Genomic DNA, 17,141 nt, shown 5'->3' on the forward strand with positions numbered 1-17,141 from the left:
AACGACGGCGATGACGGCGGTGACTAAAGACAACGCCGCCGCCAATCTAGATTATGTCCGTTGAGACACACCCACTCCCACCAAGATCAACGCCAATGCAACAAAGTGATTAATCTGAAGTTGTTCACCCATAAAAACGATACCGACAATCACCGCCCACACCGGAATCATATAGTTAATTAAGGAGACAAAGCTGGGACCCGCCATGTACACCAGTTTCATGTAGATCACAGTCGCAATTCCGGTGCACATCAGCCCTAATACGGCGACAGCAATTAACACCGATTCAGACAGTTGTCCGATGGTGCTAAAAGTGGGAATACCGGGGTACAGTGTGCCAGCATGGCCAAAGCCACTGGTCATACTGGCAATGGGGAAGGTCATCATCGCCCCCATGGCCAGTATAGAGGCCGACGTGGACCAAGGGTCACTAGCGGGCTTGCGTCGAGCAATAATGGTATTGCAGCCATAACAGATGGCGGCGGTCAGAACGGCAAATTGTCCGAGCAATGCTTGGCTGTTAAAGCTCAGGTGTTGCAGCGCTTGGGGACCGATCAGTACTAGAATGCCTATAAAACCCAAGCTGAAACCAACGAGTTTCGTGCGTGTGAGCGTTTCACCCTGTATAAAAAAATGCGCCAACACAATGGTAACCAAGGGCATTACCGCCATCAAAATGCCAGCTAACGCACTGTCAATGTATTGCTGCCCCCAACTGATTAATGAAAAGGGAATCAGGTTGCCGATGAGGGACATGGTTAAAATATACGCCCAAACTCGAGCACCACGAGGCATTTGACGTCGGAATAACAATGCAAGTGGAAACAACAAAGAACAGGCCAATAGGTTGCGCAAGAATACAAGGGTGGCGGGACTGAGTTCTTTCACGGCTATAGACGTAAAGGCAAATGAAACGCCCCAAATCATCGCTAATAGAACAAGTAAGCCCCAATGTGTTAAAGGACGATGCATAGTTTTATCTACTTTAATGTATTCAAAATGAGATGATCGAGTATTGGCTGAAACAAGCGGTTGCTGAGTTCCATAAAGCGGCCGTCACGAATGAAGTCCTCGAAACGAGGCCAGAGTCGTTGCAAGGCAAGGTTCTGCTGCACTTCACCCATGAGTTGATAGTTGCCCTGGTAAGCATCCTGAGCCTCAATCAGTTCGGAACCCTCTTTACTCGGTTTAATAAAGGCCCCGCTGGTTTTGGCTGAAAAAGGGAGAGGGGACTGCAAATTGTCAGACCAACTTGTCATGAGCTGCTGCAAAAGTTCAGTCGCCTTTTGAGCTTCTAAAGGCGTTAAAAAAAGCTGGGTGTCGGGCGCGAGTATTTCAGTGAAGGTTTCCCCTTTTAACTGAGCGGCCAAGTGATAAGGCCATTGGCGCACAAGGTGATGCCATTTAAGTGCCTTGCCCTGCCAAACTTGGCTGGGTAGGATCAGTAACCGACGGCGTTCTCCCGTCGAATTGATCCGAATATCCAGTAGAACGTCGTCTAAAACGATCATGCCCTGCTTAAGTAACACGGCCTCAGAATGCGAGGTAGCGTAGGGAAAGTCTGCCGCACGCTCTTGATACACACCCAGAGGGTTGATTAATGGAGCAATCAGTTCATCAGCATAAAGATGCCCAAAGGGCGCTAATGGCAGCTGACCTCGGCGTTGTTGTTTTAGAACCGCCTGCTGTAATTTCTGGCCTACATTGAGTTCGGGCTCCGTTTGCAACTGATGTAAGATCGACTCAAGCAGTTGTTGCCGTTGTGCCCAAGCGTCAAGCCCCGAAATCGCGAAGGCCTCGTGGTCTTCTCCGGTTGGGTCAGGATCATTGAACACAACCCCTAAACGTTCTGCAAAAAATGCTTGTGCAGGGACTTTCAGTAACTGCCCCAAATGTGCGAGTGAAATTGGCGGCTGTGCATCCGTGCTTAAGGGAGGCAGTTCAAACATGTCAGATGCTGCGATAGAAGGGGCAAGGTGAATCTCTTGCCACTCCTTCGCATAGGTTTTGTGGGGCGAGTCTTCTGAAAAATACGCCTGACTAAACGGTTGCAAGGGGTATTCAAAGGTGATCTGTTTTAGCTGTTCGGCGCTTGAAACGTTAAGGATGTGGTCACGGAGCTGCCCAATCAGAACTGAAGGGGGCCGTTCTGTGTTGTCCCTGATATTGCGTCCAACCCAACTGATATAGAGTCCGTCCCGCGCGGAGAGTAGCGCTTCAAGAAATAAATAGCGGTCATCCTCTCGGCGCGAGCGATCACCTGCACGGTAATCCAATGGCATTAAATCAAAGTCAGGTTGCATGACCTGGCGTGGGTAGTCGCTTTCATTCATGCCGAGTAAGCAGATATGACGAAAAGGCACGGCCCTCATTGGCATCAGCGTTGCGAAATTGACAGCACCGGCCATGAAGCGTTGATTCAGTCCTGTTTGATCTATCTGTCCTAAAATCGTGTCTCGGACCATGTGCAGAGGTAAAGGGTCCGAAAAGGCGGCATGTTCACAGTGCTCTTGCCAGGTTTGAAGACCTAACTCGATGCGTGTCAGCAATAGCTCATCACGGCTGTCTTGTGCAATAAAAAAGTCTTGGCACAGTGTGCGCAAGAGCGATACCCATTCTGAGGGGGCTAAGGGCGCTTGCAGTTTAAGCCAATAGTGATCCAGTGTTTCAATAAAACGAACCAGAGCACCTGCTAGCGTGGCGCTTAAGCCGCCAACTTCTGCATACGGTTCGATGCCCTGCCAAGCTTCTTCTTGACCGAGGGTGTACCCGAGCAGCATGCGTTTTAATCCAAAACGCCATGTGTTTTGCTCTTGATCCGGTGGCAGACCAAAGCTCTCGCGATGGGTTGCATCCAATCCCCAGCGAATCCCTGAGTCCTCAATCCAATGGTGCAGCAAAGGCTTGTCTAAAGCGGTAATGCCAAACTTGGCCTGTAGGGCAGGGACATCTAAAAGATCGAGGATTTCACTGACACTGAAGCGCGAACCCGGAAGGTTCAGCAAACTCTCCAGTGCAATTAATAGGGGCGCTTGGTGTCGTTGTCCTTGATCTGACAGGGTAAAAGGGATGTAACGCGTATCGTCAAAGCCGATGCGTCCAAAAACCGCACGAATATGCGGTGCGTACTGATTGATATCCGGTACCATGACCAAAATATCACGGGGACGAAGGTCCGGATGTTGAGCAAAGAGCCCTAATACATAATCTTGTAAAATCTCAACCTCACGTTGCGCGCTGTGGGCAATGTGGAAGGTTAGGCTTTGGTCCGATGAGTCAATTGGGCGGGTGCGCGCTTTGCTTTCATCAAGGCTGCGCAAGGATAAAATATCGCTTTGCAATTGCTTCAGCAGCGACTCCTCACCCGGTTCTTCAAATAAGTCGATGGAGAGCTTTTGTTGCTGGAAGTGTTCTTCGTAGCTGTCTTTTTGGTCAAACTCATCTAACAGCCGAATGTAATCGCGTCCTTGTTTGCCCCAAGATCCGAGCAAGGGATTGGCATGAAGATAAAGATGTTCATCGGAGATATCCGTTTGCCATTTAAGAGGATGGCGTTTAAAGCGTTCGGTAAACAAACGACGAGATTGAACCGGATCAATAATATCCCCCCAGAAATACTGACAGGGGTTAGAGACACAGAGTAACACTTGAGTCACCTGTGAGACGCGCTCCAGAACTTGCACGGTTTGTTTGGGCAATGACGAGATGCCAAACACCACTACACGTTTAGGAAGGTTTAGTGACATTTCGGGAGTGATCGAGGTTTTCAAAAAACGTTGATGCACTTGTGCACGGCTGGTATGGCGGTCCACCTCTGACATATCCGCAATGATTTGTCGCCAAAGTTCCGCTTGCCAGAGTTGACCCTCAGGCAGTGGGATCTTGTCGCCCTTTTGTGTCATGCAATCAACATGCTTTGACCAGTCCTCTAACCAATCAGCACGATACACCTGATACTGATCATAAAGATCGGCAAGGCGCTGTGCCAATTGAAAGCGTTTACGTTGCTGATGATCATCCTTTAAAAAGCGTGATAGTGGTTGGAACTCAGGTCGATCCATCAATGAAGGCAGCAATCTTAGCAAGCGCCAGGTTAAGGGGTGTTTATCATAGGCCGAGTTGATAGGGAGATCGCCTAATACCGAACGATAGACTTGCCAGACATAACTCGCGGGCAAGCTAATGTTTAAGGCGGTTGCGATGTCACAGCCTCCACCGACGTCCGCTTCGTCTTCGGCCAGTGCGAGTTTTAACCATTGCGCTATCCCATTGCTCTGCACCAGCAACACTTCATTTTCCAGCGGGGGCAAAGGGTGGCGTTTTAACCATTCAACGGTTAACTCACGTAAAGCTTCCAGGCGGTTGCTTTGCACAATCATAAAACCTGTTTCAATCTCTGCTGCCATTGAGTCTTGCCTGTTTTGCGAGTGACAAAGATCCTAAGTGTAACAGTTGATTATCCGAAAGTGAGGGGATGTGTTGTCGATATTCGTCAAATCAAATGGAGAATAAAGTGGCGTTCAATCGAGACATGGATGTAGGGTTCAGTTAAGCTTTCATTCGTCCTATACCTTATCGGCCAAGTGATTGGTGTGATTTTAAAGAGAGTCATCATGAGCGATCTTAATTCCAGCGTGACAGAAAAACCGAGCATTACGATTCGTTATTGCACCCAGTGTCAGTGGTTGTTACGAGCGGCTTGGTTAGCACAAGAGCTGCTGTCAACCTTTAGTGATGATTTGGCGTCCGTTACACTGGAGCCTGCGACAGGCGGGGTGTTTGAGATTACCTGTCAAGGACAACGCTTATGGGAGCGCAAAGCGGATGGTGGCTTTCCAGAAGCAAAAGTCCTTAAGCAGCGTGTGCGTGATTTAGTGTGGCCAAGCCGCGATTTAGGCCATAACGATCGCTAAGTTCGTATTGCAGTGCAAAAAAATTAAGTCAAAATTAAGCCGGGTTTACAGTTGAAGTCATCCTGATTTGGATTAATATGCAGTCATAACTTAAACGATTAAGTTAATGTTCCTATAAAAACAATAAAAGGTATAGGTATGCATATTAATAAAGCATCAGGGCTTGGAATCACTGTATTTGCAGCTGGCTTACTCGCCGGCGCCGTTCACGCTGCGACCTTGACGATCTCTTGTGGAGCTGTAGGGTCTGAGTTACAACTCTGTGAAGAAGGCACAAAGCTGTGGAGCGAAAAAACAGGCCATAAAGTTGAGTTGGTTTCAACACCCAACTCGTCCACAGAGCGTTTGTCTTTGTACCAGCAACTCTTGTCGGCTCGATCAAAGGATATCGATGTATTTCAGATCGATGTCGTTTGGCCTGGCTTACTGGCGCCGCATTTGTTGGATTTAAAACCGCATTTTGAAGCGCTTGAATCCCAGCATTTTGAATCCCTCATTACCAATAATACCGTTGACGGTCGTTTGGTGGCCATGCCATGGTTTACCGATGCGGGTGTATTGTATTACCGCTCCGATCTTTTGGAAAAATACCAGTTAGAGGTACCGAGCACTTGGGAAGAACTCACCCAGACAGCCCAGCATGTTCAGGAACAAGAGCGCGCCGCGGGGCAGGCACAATTTTGGGGATTTGTATGGCAGGGACGTGCATATGAAGGGCTCACCTGTGATGCACTTGAGTGGATCTACAGCTATAACGGCGGCACGATTGTTGATGCAGATGGAAAGGTCACCATCAACAATCCAGGCGCTATATCCGCATTGGAAATGGCTGCTAGCTGGGTGAATACCATTTCACCACCGGGCGTTTTAAGCTATGCCGAAGAAGAATCTCGTGGGGTGTTTCAGTCAGGTAATGCATTGTTTATGCGCAACTGGCCCTATGCTTGGTCTTTAGGCCAATCTGACGGAAGTCCTATCCGTGGCAAAATCGGCGTAACGGCGTTACCGAAGGGCGGTGAAGACGGGCGTCCTGCGGGAACGCTAGGGGGATGGCAGTTAGCCGTTTCTCAATACTCTGAAAATGCCGAGCTGGCCGTGGATCTCGTGCGCTTTTTGACCAGTTATGATGAGCAAAAGCGTCGAGCCTTGATCGGCTCCTACAACCCAACACTGCCTGCGCTGTACGAAGATACCGAGGTACTTGATCTCGTTCCATTCTTTGGCGAGTTGTATGAAACCTTCCTCAATGGTGTACCGCGTCCGTCCTCAGTGACTGGAAACAGTTACGGACGTGTGAGTAATGCCACCTTTAATGCTGTTCACAGTGTTTTATCCGGCTCGCAAAGTGCTGAAAAAGCTGTGCAAGAGTTAGAAAGTCAACTCAACCGTATGAGTCGTCGCGGCTGGTAAGCGGGGTCGGTGATCGGGCAGGGTGCTTGATCACCGATAGATCGACAAGAGCGGAGTCAACAGATGTCTACTAAATCCGATATAGCGCAATCAATGCCAGCGTCCAACCGCTTGTCTTTATTGACACAGCGCAAGCGCATGGCCTGGTTGTTTCTGTCACCGATGATGTTAGTTCTACTGGCCGTGGCGGGCTGGCCCCTACTCAGAACCATCGGTTTTAGTTTTACCGATGCCAATCTGGGTAATTTACATGATTACCAGTTTATTGGTTTTGAGAACTACTTGGTGTACGAGGCAGGAGAGTGGTACGGCGTTTTAGCCGATCCCCTTTGGTGGCGAGCAGTGAAAAACACCTTGTTTTTTACCCTGGTGTCCGTCTCTGCCGAAACGTTTTTAGGCATTATTGTTGCGCTCACGCTCAATGCCCAGTTTAAAGGACGTGCCTTGGTACGAGCCGCCATTCTGATTCCTTGGGCGATCCCAACCATAGTATCAGCTCGGATGTGGGGTTGGATGCTGCATGATCAGTTTGGGATTTTAAATGATATTTTCATGACGCTGGGCTTTATTGCGGAGCCAGTGGCTTGGACCGCCGATGCGAATTTGTCGATGTGGGCGGTCATCATGGTGGATGTTTGGAAAACCACGCCTTTTATGGCCTTGCTGACGCTCGCGGCTTTGCAAATGCTGCCGTCAGATTGTTATGAAGCAGCCAAGGTGGATGGCATCCATCCCGTGCGTGTGTTCTTTAAAGTGACTTTGCCATTGATTGCACCTGCCTTGATGGTGGCCGTGATCTTTAGGGTCTTGGATGCATTGCGTGTGTTCGATTTGATTTTCGTGCTCACCTCCAACAGTGCCGATACCATGTCCATGTCAGTCTATGCGCGCCAACAATTGGTTGAGTTTCAGGATGTTGGTTATGGCTCTGCTGCCTCAACACTGCTCTTTTTTGTCATCGCCCTTTGTACACTTGCGTACCTTTATTTAGGCAAAAAACGTATGGAGAGCTACTAATATGTTGACTAAATCACTCTCTAAACTTCTCCTGCGCGTTGCATTCTGGATGTTGATTCTAGCCATTATCGTGTTTTCAACCTTTCCATTTTACTACGCGATTTTGACGTCCTTGAAAACCAGCGAGCAGTTGTTTTCCATCGATTATATTTTAACGAGTGTTCATTTTGGCAATTATCAAACGGTGCTGAATCAGGCGTCGTTTATTCGAAGTCTAGGGAATTCGTTGTTTGTTTCGACGCTCACCGTCGTCATCTCCTTGTTGTTTGGCTTGACTGCGGCCTACGCCTTAGGACGTGTTGAGTTTAGAGGGCGCGGAGCGGTGTTACTGATGGTGCTAGGGGTGTCCATGTTCCCTCAGGTTGCTGTTTTATCTGGGTTATTTGAGGTAATACGTTGGCTTAATCTGTACAACAACCCACTTGCGCTTGTGTTTTCTTACACCATTTTCACCTTGCCCTTTACTGTTTGGGTTTTGACCACCTTTATGCGTCAACTGCCGAAAGAGTTGGAAGAGGCGGCAATAGTGGATGGTGCATCGCCAATCGTGACCCTGTTTCAAGTGTTTATGCCGTTGATGTGGCCTGCCATGGTGACAACCGGTTTATTGGCATTCATTGCGGCTTGGAATGAGTTTCTATTTGCACTGACCTTCACGCTGACCGATGACCAACGCACTGTGCCTGTCGCCATTGCGTTGATCAGTGGTGGGTCTGCGTATGAATTGCCCTGGGGCATTATTATGGCGGCATCCGTCGTGGTGACGGTGCCCTTGGTAATTTTAGTCCTTATTTTTCAACGACGTATTGTATCTGGTTTGACAGCTGGTGCTGTTAAAGGCTAATCCGAGGAGAAACTATGAATGTGTTGACCAATCAAGAGTGGTGGAAGGGTGGAGTCATCTACCAGATTTACCCTCGGAGTTTTATGGATTCAAATGGGGATGGGATTGGTGATTTGCCAGGCATTACTTCCAAGCTGGAGTACGTCGCGTCATTAGGTGTGGATGGGATTTGGCTGTCACCCTTTTTTACATCACCGATGAAAGACTTTGGGTATGATGTTTCAGACTATCGTAATGTTGATCCCATGTTTGGCTCGCTTGACGACTTTAAAGCACTGATTGAGAAGGCGCATGCCTTAGGTCTAAGGGTAACGATAGATCAAGTGATTAGCCACACCTCTGATGTGCACCCTTGGTTTACCGAGAGCCGACAAAATAAGGACAATGCGAAAGCCGATTGGTATGTATGGGCAGATCCTAAGCCCGATGGCACTCCACCCAACAACTGGCTGTCGATTTTTGGCGGCAGTGCTTGGACGTTTGAGAGTCGTCGTCAGCAGTATTATTTGCATAACTTTTTGACAAGTCAGCCGGATTTAAACTTTCATAATCCCGATGTGCAGCAGGCGCAGTTAGACAATATGCGTTTTTGGCTGGAGTTGGGGGTGGATGGTTTCCGATTGGATACAGTGAATTTTTACTTTCATGATCAACAGTTAAGGGATAATCCACCCTTGCCAGCGGGAGCGGCTAAAACCTACGGTGCGCCAGCCACTAATCCGTACACTTGGCAGCAGCATGTCTATGATTTAAGTCAGCCAGAAAATTTGGCTTTTCTTAAAGAGTTAAGAGCCTTATTGGATGAATACCCTGGCACCACAACCGTTGGGGAAATTGGCGATGATCATCTTAGAGCGGATGGCAGAGTATTGCTCCGGTGGCGATAAGCTGCACATGGCCTATACCTTTGATTTGCTCAATAAGCCCAATTCGGCAGAGCATATTCGCAGTGTGATTCAGAACTTTAATGCGATGGCACAAGAGGCTTGGCCTTGCTGGGCGTTATCGAACCATGATGTCGTGCGCAGCGCAACGCGTTGGGGGGAGAACGAAGGCTCTGGTTATCCTCGGGTGGCGTTAGCAATGCTGATGTCTCTGCGTGGCAGTGTGTGTTTATATCAAGGTGAGGAGCTTGGCCTTCCCGAAGCCGAGGTTCCTTTTGAGCGAATTCAAGATCCGTATGGGTTACCTTTTTGGCCAGAGTTTAAAGGGCGCGATGGCTGTCGCACGCCGATGGTTTGGACCTCTGGGGAACAAGGCGGCTTTTCCAGCAAGGAACCTTGGTTGCCAGTCGACCCTGCTCATTTGCCCTATTCTGTTGCAGAACAGGATGCAGACACGTCATCGATGTTAAATGCTGTGCGTCGCTTTATTCATTGGCGTCAACAACAACCTGCCTTGAAACGTGGTGCGCTTGAGTTGCGTGATGCGCCGAGTGGTCTATTAAGCTGGATTCGACGGGATGCGACTCAAACGCTTTTGGCCGTCTTCAATATGACAGGGCAAACACAGCATTATCCGTTACCCTGTGATGTGACGGCTGTGCTAGAGGGACATGGTTTTGAGGCCTTATTACAAGACCAAGTGCTAGCGCTTCCGCCGTATCAGGCTTTTTTCGCTGAAATTGATTGAGTTGACAGAAATGCCGAAGGGATACCTTCGGCGAGTGAGGTTTTATGGCCAGTGTAACACTAAAAAAAATAAGTAAGACCTACCATTCGGTGAATGTACTCAGAGACATCGATTTAGACATCAAGGAAGGTGAGTTCGTTGTCTTTGTTGGCCCCTCCGGTTGTGGTAAATCGACTTTGCTGAGAATGATTGCCGGATTAGAGGAAATCAGTGACGGTGATTTACTGATCGGAAGCGAGCGAGTGAATCACCTGTCACCTAAGGAGCGCGGTGTTGGCATGGTTTTTCAGTCCTACGCACTCTATCCGCATATGACTGTGGCCGAGAATATTGCCTTTGGTTTGAAGCTCGCTAAGCAAGATAAGGGCACGATTGACGATAAAGTTAAGAAAACCGCCGATATATTACAGTTAGGGCCCTTGTTGCAGCGTAAACCGAAGGAAATGTCCGGTGGTCAGCGTCAACGTGTCGCGATTGGGCGTGCCATGGCGCGTGAGCCTAAAATCATGTTGTTTGATGAACCCTTGTCCAATCTGGATGCGTCCTTGCGCATTCAAATGCGCAGCGAGATTGCCAAGCTTCATGACCGCTTAAAGTCGACAATGATCTACGTGACCCATGATCAAGTCGAAGCAATGACATTGGCCGATAAAATTGTCGTGCTAAATGCTGGAGGCATCGAGCAGGTGGGGTCGCCCTTCGATTTGTATGAAAACCCGGCCACTTTGTTTGTTGCGGGTTTTATTGGGTCCCCCAATATGAATGTGATTAAGTGCCATCTCCACCAACCGGGTGAATCGATAACGGCCTTGGACATTCCAGAGCTGGGTACACTGGACGTTAAGATCAACAGCCAAACCGCCCAGATCGGCGAAAAAGTTGTGCTCGGTGTACGTCCAGAGCATTTGGAGATTCAAGCATCGGAGACGGGCCTTGAGATTGTCAACGTTGAATATCTCGGCAATGAGTCGTTTGTGTATCTGCAAATTGGCAAGGAAGAGGTGCCGCTAGTGGCGAGAGTCTCTGCCTATACGACGTATAAGGTTGGTGATAAAGTGCAGGTCTCTATCGCCCCAAACGCGGCACATTTGTTTGATGATAAAGGACGGGCATTTAAGCGAACCTAACGGATGTGGGTACAGGCAGTGAAGTGGTTTAGATGATCGAATATAAAAAAAAGCTGACAATCAAAGATATGGCGAAAGCGTTGAATGTGTCCACGGCGACCATTTCCAATGCATTCAATCGGCCTGATCAACTCTCTGAGTCTTTGCGTCTACGTATCATTGAGGACTGTCAGCGTTTAGGGTATGAAGGACCGAATGCGGCCGCACGCAGTTTGCGTACCGGGGTTAGTGGTATCGTGGGTGTGCTGCTTGCAGATAGCCTGAGCTATTGCATCTCAGACCCTGTTGCGAGTCAATTTTTGGCAGGACTTGCGGATGTCCTCGATCAACGCCAATGCAATATGCTGTTGCTACCCGGACAGGATGAGTCGACATCCTACAAATCTAGGCAAATGGAGTCCATGGTGGATGGGTATATCGTCTATGGTGGGCTGCATCCGTCTAAACGTTTTCAGAGGCTACTGCAACAATCCAAACCGATTATAGCGGTGGACGTGGATACGACGGATTTTATCACGGTGAATATCGATAATCAGGATGGTGCGTATCGTTCTGCCTGTTTGGCGCTTGATCATCGTCCTCAAAAAGTTGCGATTATTTCGTTACGCTTAACACCTGTGTCGACTGTGTCTTGGGCAACCTGTGATGCATGCTATGCCAGTCCAGCCTCGGTGTCTCGATCGCGTTGGCTTGGTTATATGCAGGCATTGCAAGAATATAACTATCCACTGGAACAATTAAGCGTGGTGGATGTGCCTGTGAATACCCATCGGAATGCCTGTCTGGCCGCCTTTATGTTGCTGAATCAGGAGGAACGCCCTGATGTCATTATCTGCATGAGTGACCGAATGGCGCTGGGCGCCTTGCAGGTGGCATTGCAGCAGCAAATATCGGTTCCCAATGATCTTAAAATTGTTGGATTTGATGGTATTGCCGAGAGCCAATTTACGCATCCTACTTTAACTACCGTCCAGCAATATAATGAACTCAAAGGACAAATGGCGGGGAATATGTTCTTGGGACTCGCACCCAGGCAGAATGTGATTCTACCCACCGATATGCTGATGGGTGAAACCTGCCCGAGAGTCGTGCCTTAATTAGCCTTTTTCATGGTTAATATACCTAACCCCAATTTGATTTCGGCCCTGCTGCTTAGCGGTGTAAAGTGTTTGATCAGCAAGTGAGTAAAGTCGTGTGAGCCCGGACTCTATTGAAAGTTGGTTGGGGTGTTTGACAATGACAGCGCCGATGCTAATGGTTAATACCTTAAGCGCGTCGGGACGGCTTGTGTGAGGAATGTTTAAGTCCTCAAATCCCTGTCGAAAGGCTTCAAGATGTGGTAAAAAATCATCATGAGATGAGCGAAGAATTACAACAAACTCCTCACCGCCAATGCGCGCATAAAAGTCATCTTCGCGACAAAAATGTTGAGAAAATAAAGCCCCTAGCTGTTTCAGGGCAACATCCCCCGCTTGATGACCTTGACTGTCATTAAACTGTTTAAAATAGTCAATATCCAAGATCGCAAAGCAGAAGGTTGTATTGTGACGTTTGGCATGTTTCCACGCAGTGGGCGCGAATGTGTCGTAGGCACGGCGGTTCGGAATGGCGGTGAGTGCATCCTTAGTCGAGAGTTCAAGCAGTGCTAATTTTTGCTGCTGAACCAAATCAACGGCGAGATTAAACACAGACCTGAATTTTTCGAACTCATTAATACGAAATCGTTCAGTAAGAGGGGTTAAGTTTTGCTCCGATACCATTTGCTCAATTGCTTGAATGTGCTTCTTCATGGGGCGGTGAACAATCCGTTCCAACAGCGCCATGAGTAGGAGAGCTACCAACCCTGTGATGGCAAAAACGAATGGAAAGCCATCCAGTAAATTGGGGGAGTGTATAGGTGTATGGGTAATGTGAATGGTTACCATCGGCGTGTTGGTATCATCGCGAATAATTCGATCACGTTCAGTTTGAAAGCCTTCCTCAAGTGTAACTGGCGCTAAGTTGGGGATGGTATTCGCAAATGCGAGTTCGTCTTCGGTGGTGGGGGTAGTGAAGTTGAGCTTGAGTCGAGTAATCGATTCGATAAATTCAATTTCACTCTCTGACAAGAGTTGAATAAACATAAGATAGCCAGCGGGATCTTTCTCGCTCAAGGAGTCAGTGACATTGGCTATCGCGTAGATAGCAGGCCCGGATCGAGTGAGCAACCAGCCACCAAGAACGTCACTATCGACTTGATTAAAGCGATGGGTAATTAACGCCCAGTCAATATTTGATATCTGACTGAGATCGACCAATGTTTCGTTGGAAAGATCGTAGCCTTGACTGTAATGAACATGGACGTCATTTGTTAAATACACAACGCCCAAGAGTTTGTTGGTGATAAACGAACTTGGCGTAAAATTACTTTGAACAAAACGCTCAAATTGAGTAGGTTCGGTCAGGAACTGGTAGCTATCGTCCCAATGAGCCCAGTCCAGCGTAATGCTGGCAAGTGTTGCTTTTTTCAGGCGTAAGATTTTTGACAGGCTATTTAATTCTTGGAGCTGAAGTTGTTCTGCGATCTCTATTTCTTTTGGATGCTCAATATAAAAACGATACAAGCCCAATACACTGATCAGAAATAATGCGAACACAACTGAGGTGAGAGCAATATAGCCTTTGATGCTTTTCAAATGAATACGAGCCTTTCGTGCATAAATACCTTTATTCTATATGGGTATTTGTGATGTATTTATTAGCTATCACTATAGCACGAGAGGTCAATTTTTCACTAGATTGTCTCTAAAGCAACTTCAAATGGCGCAATAACGCACGTGTGTCGAGGTGGCTCTCGATCATATCGGCGAGTCGATCTAACGAGGCTTCGCGGTGATGGGTGTAATTGGTGGTTGTTTGAGGAGCTGCTAGGCCAAAATAGGTGAGCAATGTGTTTAAGGCTTCTGCCTGTTCAAAGATTCCGTGCATATAGGTGCCGAGTATCAGTCCATCGTCACTTATTGCGCCGTCAGGTCCACCGTCTGAATGAGTCAACGGCCTAGAAAGCGCGTGACCTTCACTCCTGCCCATGTGGATTTCATATCCGCTAAAAGTGGAGGTTTTTCCTGTTCCATTTAGGTCATGCATCTGTCCGCGTTGTTTGCGCAGTACTTTTTGAGCCTCTAAGTGTGTGGTAAAAGGCAATAGATTCAGGCAGTGGCTGCTACCGGGTTGCCCCTCAAGACCCTCTGGATCATGGATGCTAGACCCTAACATTTGAAAGCCACCGCAGATCCCCATGACTTTGCCGCCATAACGCAGATGCTTTTGCAGGTGCTCAGGCCAGTTGTGTTCGATTAGCCAAGCTAAATCCTGGCGAGTATTTTTGGTACCGGGCAGAATAATGACATCGGCAGCAGGGATAGGCTCGTCTTTACCGACAAAGATCAATTCAACTTGGGGGTGTAAGCGCAGAGGATCGAAGTCATTATGATTGCTCATTCTGGGCAAGCGTGGAACCACAATTTTAAGCGCGCCTGCCTGGTGCTCTCCTGCATGAGCGACACTGTCTTCTGCATCAAGAAGCAGGCCTTGCAAGTAAGGTAACACGCCGTAAACAGGCTTTTGGCTATATTGCTGCAGCCAGTCGGTTCCCGATGTTAAGAGTTGAGGGTCTCCGCGAAAGCGATTAATGATAAACCCTTGGGTGCGTGCTTGTTCAGACGGCGAAAGCAAGGCGAGGGTACCCACCAGCTGTGCAAAAACACCGCCTCGATCAATATCGCCGACTAAAATCACCGGACAGTCGATGGCTTCAGCAAACCCCATATTGGCAATATCACCTGCGCGAAGATTAATTTCGGCAGGGCTGCCAGCACCTTCAGCAATCACAATATCGTGCCGTTGAGTTAATGCCTCCCAAGCCGCGAGCACGACGTCTTTGGCCGTACGTTTAAAGGCGTGATAATCCATCGCGTCCATATTGCCATAGACCTGTCCTCGTAAAATAACCTGGGCTCCTCGATCACTCTGTGGCTTTAGCAACACGGGGTTCATATCGCTGTGTGGTACGAGACCGCAGGCCAAGGCTTGCAGTGCAGTGGAGCGTCCGATTTCACCACCATCACAGGTAACGGCACTGTTTAATGCCATGTTCTGCGGCTTAAATGGGGCAACATTGACGCCTTGACGTGCCAACCAGCGACACAACGCGGCCACCACCGTGCTCTTGCCTGCATCAGACGTAGTGCCTTGGATCATCAAAGTGGTCATCAGAGTTCGATGCCTTTTTGTGCTTTGATCCCTTGGTCTTTAAAGGCATGCTTCACTACGGTCATCTCTGTTACGGTATCGGCAAGTTCGATCAAAGCCGTAGGCGCGTTGCGACCTGTGACAATCACATGCTGGTGGCTGGGGCGATTGTGTATATCGTCGAGCACCTGCTCAAGATCCAAATAGTTATAACGCAGGGCAATGTTCAGCTCATCCAGTAGAATAAATTCATAGGTTGGATCACGTAGCATCGACTGAGTGATTGTCCAGGCGGCTTCTGCGGCGGCAATGTCGCGCTCCAGACTTTTCGTTTCCCAAGTATAGCCTTCGCCCATTACGTGATAGTCAACGCCAACCTGTTGACGAAAAAACGCCTCTTCGCCTGTTTGAAAAGCGCCTTTAATAAATTGAACAACACCGGTTTTCATGCCGTGGCCTAGCGCTCTGGCCAGCATGCCAAAACCTGAGCTGCTTTTGCCTTTTCCGGGGCCTGTGAGCACCAACAGCAGACCCTGTTCATTTTGGGCATTGGCAATGCGGGCTCGCATCAATTCTTGTTTTCGCGCCATGCGTTTGGCATGACGTTCGGGATCTCGTAATAAAGTGGTCATGAAGGCATCTCCCAATGTAGACTAAAAACACGTCTGTTGAGTAAAGATATCGGCAACCAGCGCGGGCGCCGATGGAAAGTAGCCGTGAAAGTAACTGGCGATTAATGAGCCCTGTCGATAGACGGGTTCTGCTTCAGTCCCCGCTTGAATACGAGCTCGGCACACGGGCTGTAAGTGTGTGTCAAAGATTGAGTGGTGATAGGTGTGACCCCGCAGCTCGCCTAGTGAAGTTTGCACCGATTGCAAGCCAATGGCTTGTAGTTTGGGTTGCATTAACGCTTGTCCCTTGAGGAGATCCAGCAAGGCATGGTTGTCACCTTCGATGTCTCTCAATTGAGACGCACAATACATAAGCCCTCCGCACTCGGCCAAAATGGGTTTGTTGGCTTGGTGATGAGCCCATATCGCATCACGCATCTGGGTGTTTTCAGCTAAACGGGCAGCGTGTAGTTCAGGGTAGCCACCCGGTAACCAAAGTGCATCGGCGTCTGGCAATTCTGTGTCAGTGAGCGGTGAGAAGAAACTGAGCTCGGCACCCATTTCCTTGAGTGCGTCGAGATTGGCGCGATAAATAAAGGCAAAGGCTGTATCACGAGCAATGGCAATGCGTGTTCCTTCTAAATAGCGGGGCAGAGGCGTTGGACGGTAACCGGATAAGGTCACGCTTTGCGGTAAGCGATCAAGGCCTTGCTCCTTTAAAAGCTGGGCGGCTTTGTCCAGTTGTGCATCTAAATTATTAAGCTCAGAGGCTTGAACGATGCCTAGGTGACGATCAGGAATGGACATAGCCTCATGTCGAGGCACTGCACCCAGTAAACGCAGGTTAGAGGGCAAAGCTGATTTCAAAATGTCCGTATGGCGTTGGCTGCCAACTCGGTTGGCAATCACATCGTAAATGGGGAGCTCTGGGTCAAACTGAGCGAGGCCTTGTGCGACGGCTGCAAAGGTTTGCGCCATGCCCCAGGCATCAATCACTGGCAGGGCAGGGATGCCTGCCAGTTTGGCAAGGTCGGCGCTCGAAGGTGCGCCGTCAAATAATCCCATAGAGCCTTCAACCAGAATAACATCGGCGTCCATGGCCGCTTCAACTAAGCGCCAACGGCACTCTTCTTCTCCTGTCATCCAAGGATGCAACTGGTAAACAGGCTGACCGGATGCCAACTCCTGCAACATGGGATCAAGATAATCCGGCCCGTGTTTAAATACTCTAACTTTACGTCCTGCATTGCGATGCAACCGTGCTAAGGCCGCCGTAATCATGGATTTTCCCTGACCTGAGCCAGGTGCGGTAATTAAGGCAGCGGGACGATTAAGGGTTAAGAATTGATTATGCATG

General features: G+C 48.7%; 12 protein-coding genes and 1 pseudogene. 7 read left to right on the top strand and 6 right to left on the bottom strand.

The genetic code is table 11. The features are described from left to right. Positions 1-51: 51 nt before the first annotated feature. Together D791_RS01090 and recC are read right to left on the bottom strand one after the other, a co-directional pair. A complete protein-coding gene (locus D791_RS01090; RefSeq protein WP_051513843.1) occupies positions 52-972 on the bottom strand; it encodes a DMT family transporter in 921 nt (306 codons plus the stop codon). A gap of 8 nt (positions 973-980) precedes the next feature. Then, on the bottom strand, positions 981-4,406 hold the full coding sequence (gene recC, locus D791_RS01095) for an exodeoxyribonuclease V subunit gamma (RefSeq protein ID WP_036506662.1): 3,426 nt from the start codon (positions 4,404-4,406) through the stop codon (positions 981-983). A 207-nt stretch (positions 4,407-4,613) separates the two neighbouring features. On the opposite strand from recC, the gene D791_RS01100 reads away from it, so the two are divergent. The 7 genes and pseudogenes from D791_RS01100 (at position 4,614) to D791_RS01130 (ending at position 12,040) form a co-directional block, all read left to right on the top strand. After that, positions 4,614-4,913 carry an Rdx family protein gene (locus tag D791_RS01100; RefSeq protein ID WP_036506665.1) on the top strand — a complete coding sequence of 100 codons (300 nt, stop codon included), beginning with the start codon at positions 4,614-4,616 and terminating at the stop codon, positions 4,911-4,913. 138 nt (positions 4,914-5,051) lie between these two features. Beyond that, on the top strand, positions 5,052-6,323 hold the full coding sequence (locus tag D791_RS01105) for an ABC transporter substrate-binding protein (protein WP_051513846.1): 1,272 nt from the start codon (positions 5,052-5,054) through the stop codon (positions 6,321-6,323). A gap of 93 nt (positions 6,324-6,416) precedes the next feature. Then, the gene (locus D791_RS01110) at positions 6,417-7,340 is read left to right on the top strand and encodes a carbohydrate ABC transporter permease (RefSeq protein ID WP_036507297.1); all 924 of its coding nucleotides are present in this window, start codon (positions 6,417-6,419) and stop codon (positions 7,338-7,340) included. 1 nt (position 7,341) lies between these two features. Continuing rightward, positions 7,342-8,184: a carbohydrate ABC transporter permease gene (locus D791_RS01115; RefSeq protein WP_036506667.1), complete on the top strand. Its 843-nt coding sequence runs from the start codon at positions 7,342-7,344 to the stop codon at positions 8,182-8,184. Between the two features lie 14 nt (positions 8,185-8,198). Continuing rightward, positions 8,199-9,816: pseudogene (locus D791_RS01120) on the top strand (alpha-glucosidase). 44 nt (positions 9,817-9,860) lie between these two features. Beyond that, on the top strand, positions 9,861-10,943 hold the full coding sequence (locus D791_RS01125) for an ABC transporter ATP-binding protein (RefSeq protein ID WP_036506669.1): 1,083 nt from the start codon (positions 9,861-9,863) through the stop codon (positions 10,941-10,943). 32 nt (positions 10,944-10,975) lie between these two features. Beyond that, a complete protein-coding gene (locus D791_RS01130; protein ID WP_036506671.1) occupies positions 10,976-12,040 on the top strand; it encodes a LacI family DNA-binding transcriptional regulator in 1,065 nt (354 codons plus the stop codon). On the opposite strand, the gene D791_RS01135 is transcribed toward D791_RS01130, so the two are convergent. The 4 genes from D791_RS01135 to D791_RS01150 all read right to left on the bottom strand — a co-directional run bounded on the left by D791_RS01135 (position 12,041) and on the right by D791_RS01150 (position 17,140). Further along, the gene (locus D791_RS01135) at positions 12,041-13,618 is read right to left on the bottom strand and encodes a diguanylate cyclase (RefSeq protein ID WP_036506673.1); all 1,578 of its coding nucleotides are present in this window, start codon (positions 13,616-13,618) and stop codon (positions 12,041-12,043) included. It lies immediately after the preceding gene. A 109-nt stretch (positions 13,619-13,727) separates the two neighbouring features. Then, entirely contained in the window at positions 13,728-15,194 is a 1,467-nt protein-coding gene (locus D791_RS01140; RefSeq protein ID WP_036506676.1) for a cobyric acid synthase, read from the bottom strand. Further along, on the bottom strand, positions 15,194-15,805 hold the full coding sequence (gene cobO, locus D791_RS01145; protein WP_036506679.1) for a cob(I)yrinic acid a,c-diamide adenosyltransferase: 612 nt from the start codon (positions 15,803-15,805) through the stop codon (positions 15,194-15,196). The genes D791_RS01140 and cobO overlap by 1 nt, the downstream gene beginning before the upstream one ends. A gap of 21 nt (positions 15,806-15,826) precedes the next feature. Further along, entirely contained in the window at positions 15,827-17,140 is a 1,314-nt protein-coding gene (locus tag D791_RS01150; protein WP_036506681.1) for a cobyrinic acid a,c-diamide synthase CobB, read from the bottom strand. Position 17,141 lies beyond the last annotated feature (1 nt).

The organism is Nitrincola nitratireducens (genome assembly GCF_000585235.1).
GTDB lineage: Bacteria > Pseudomonadota > Gammaproteobacteria > Pseudomonadales > Balneatricaceae > Nitrincola > Nitrincola alkalisediminis.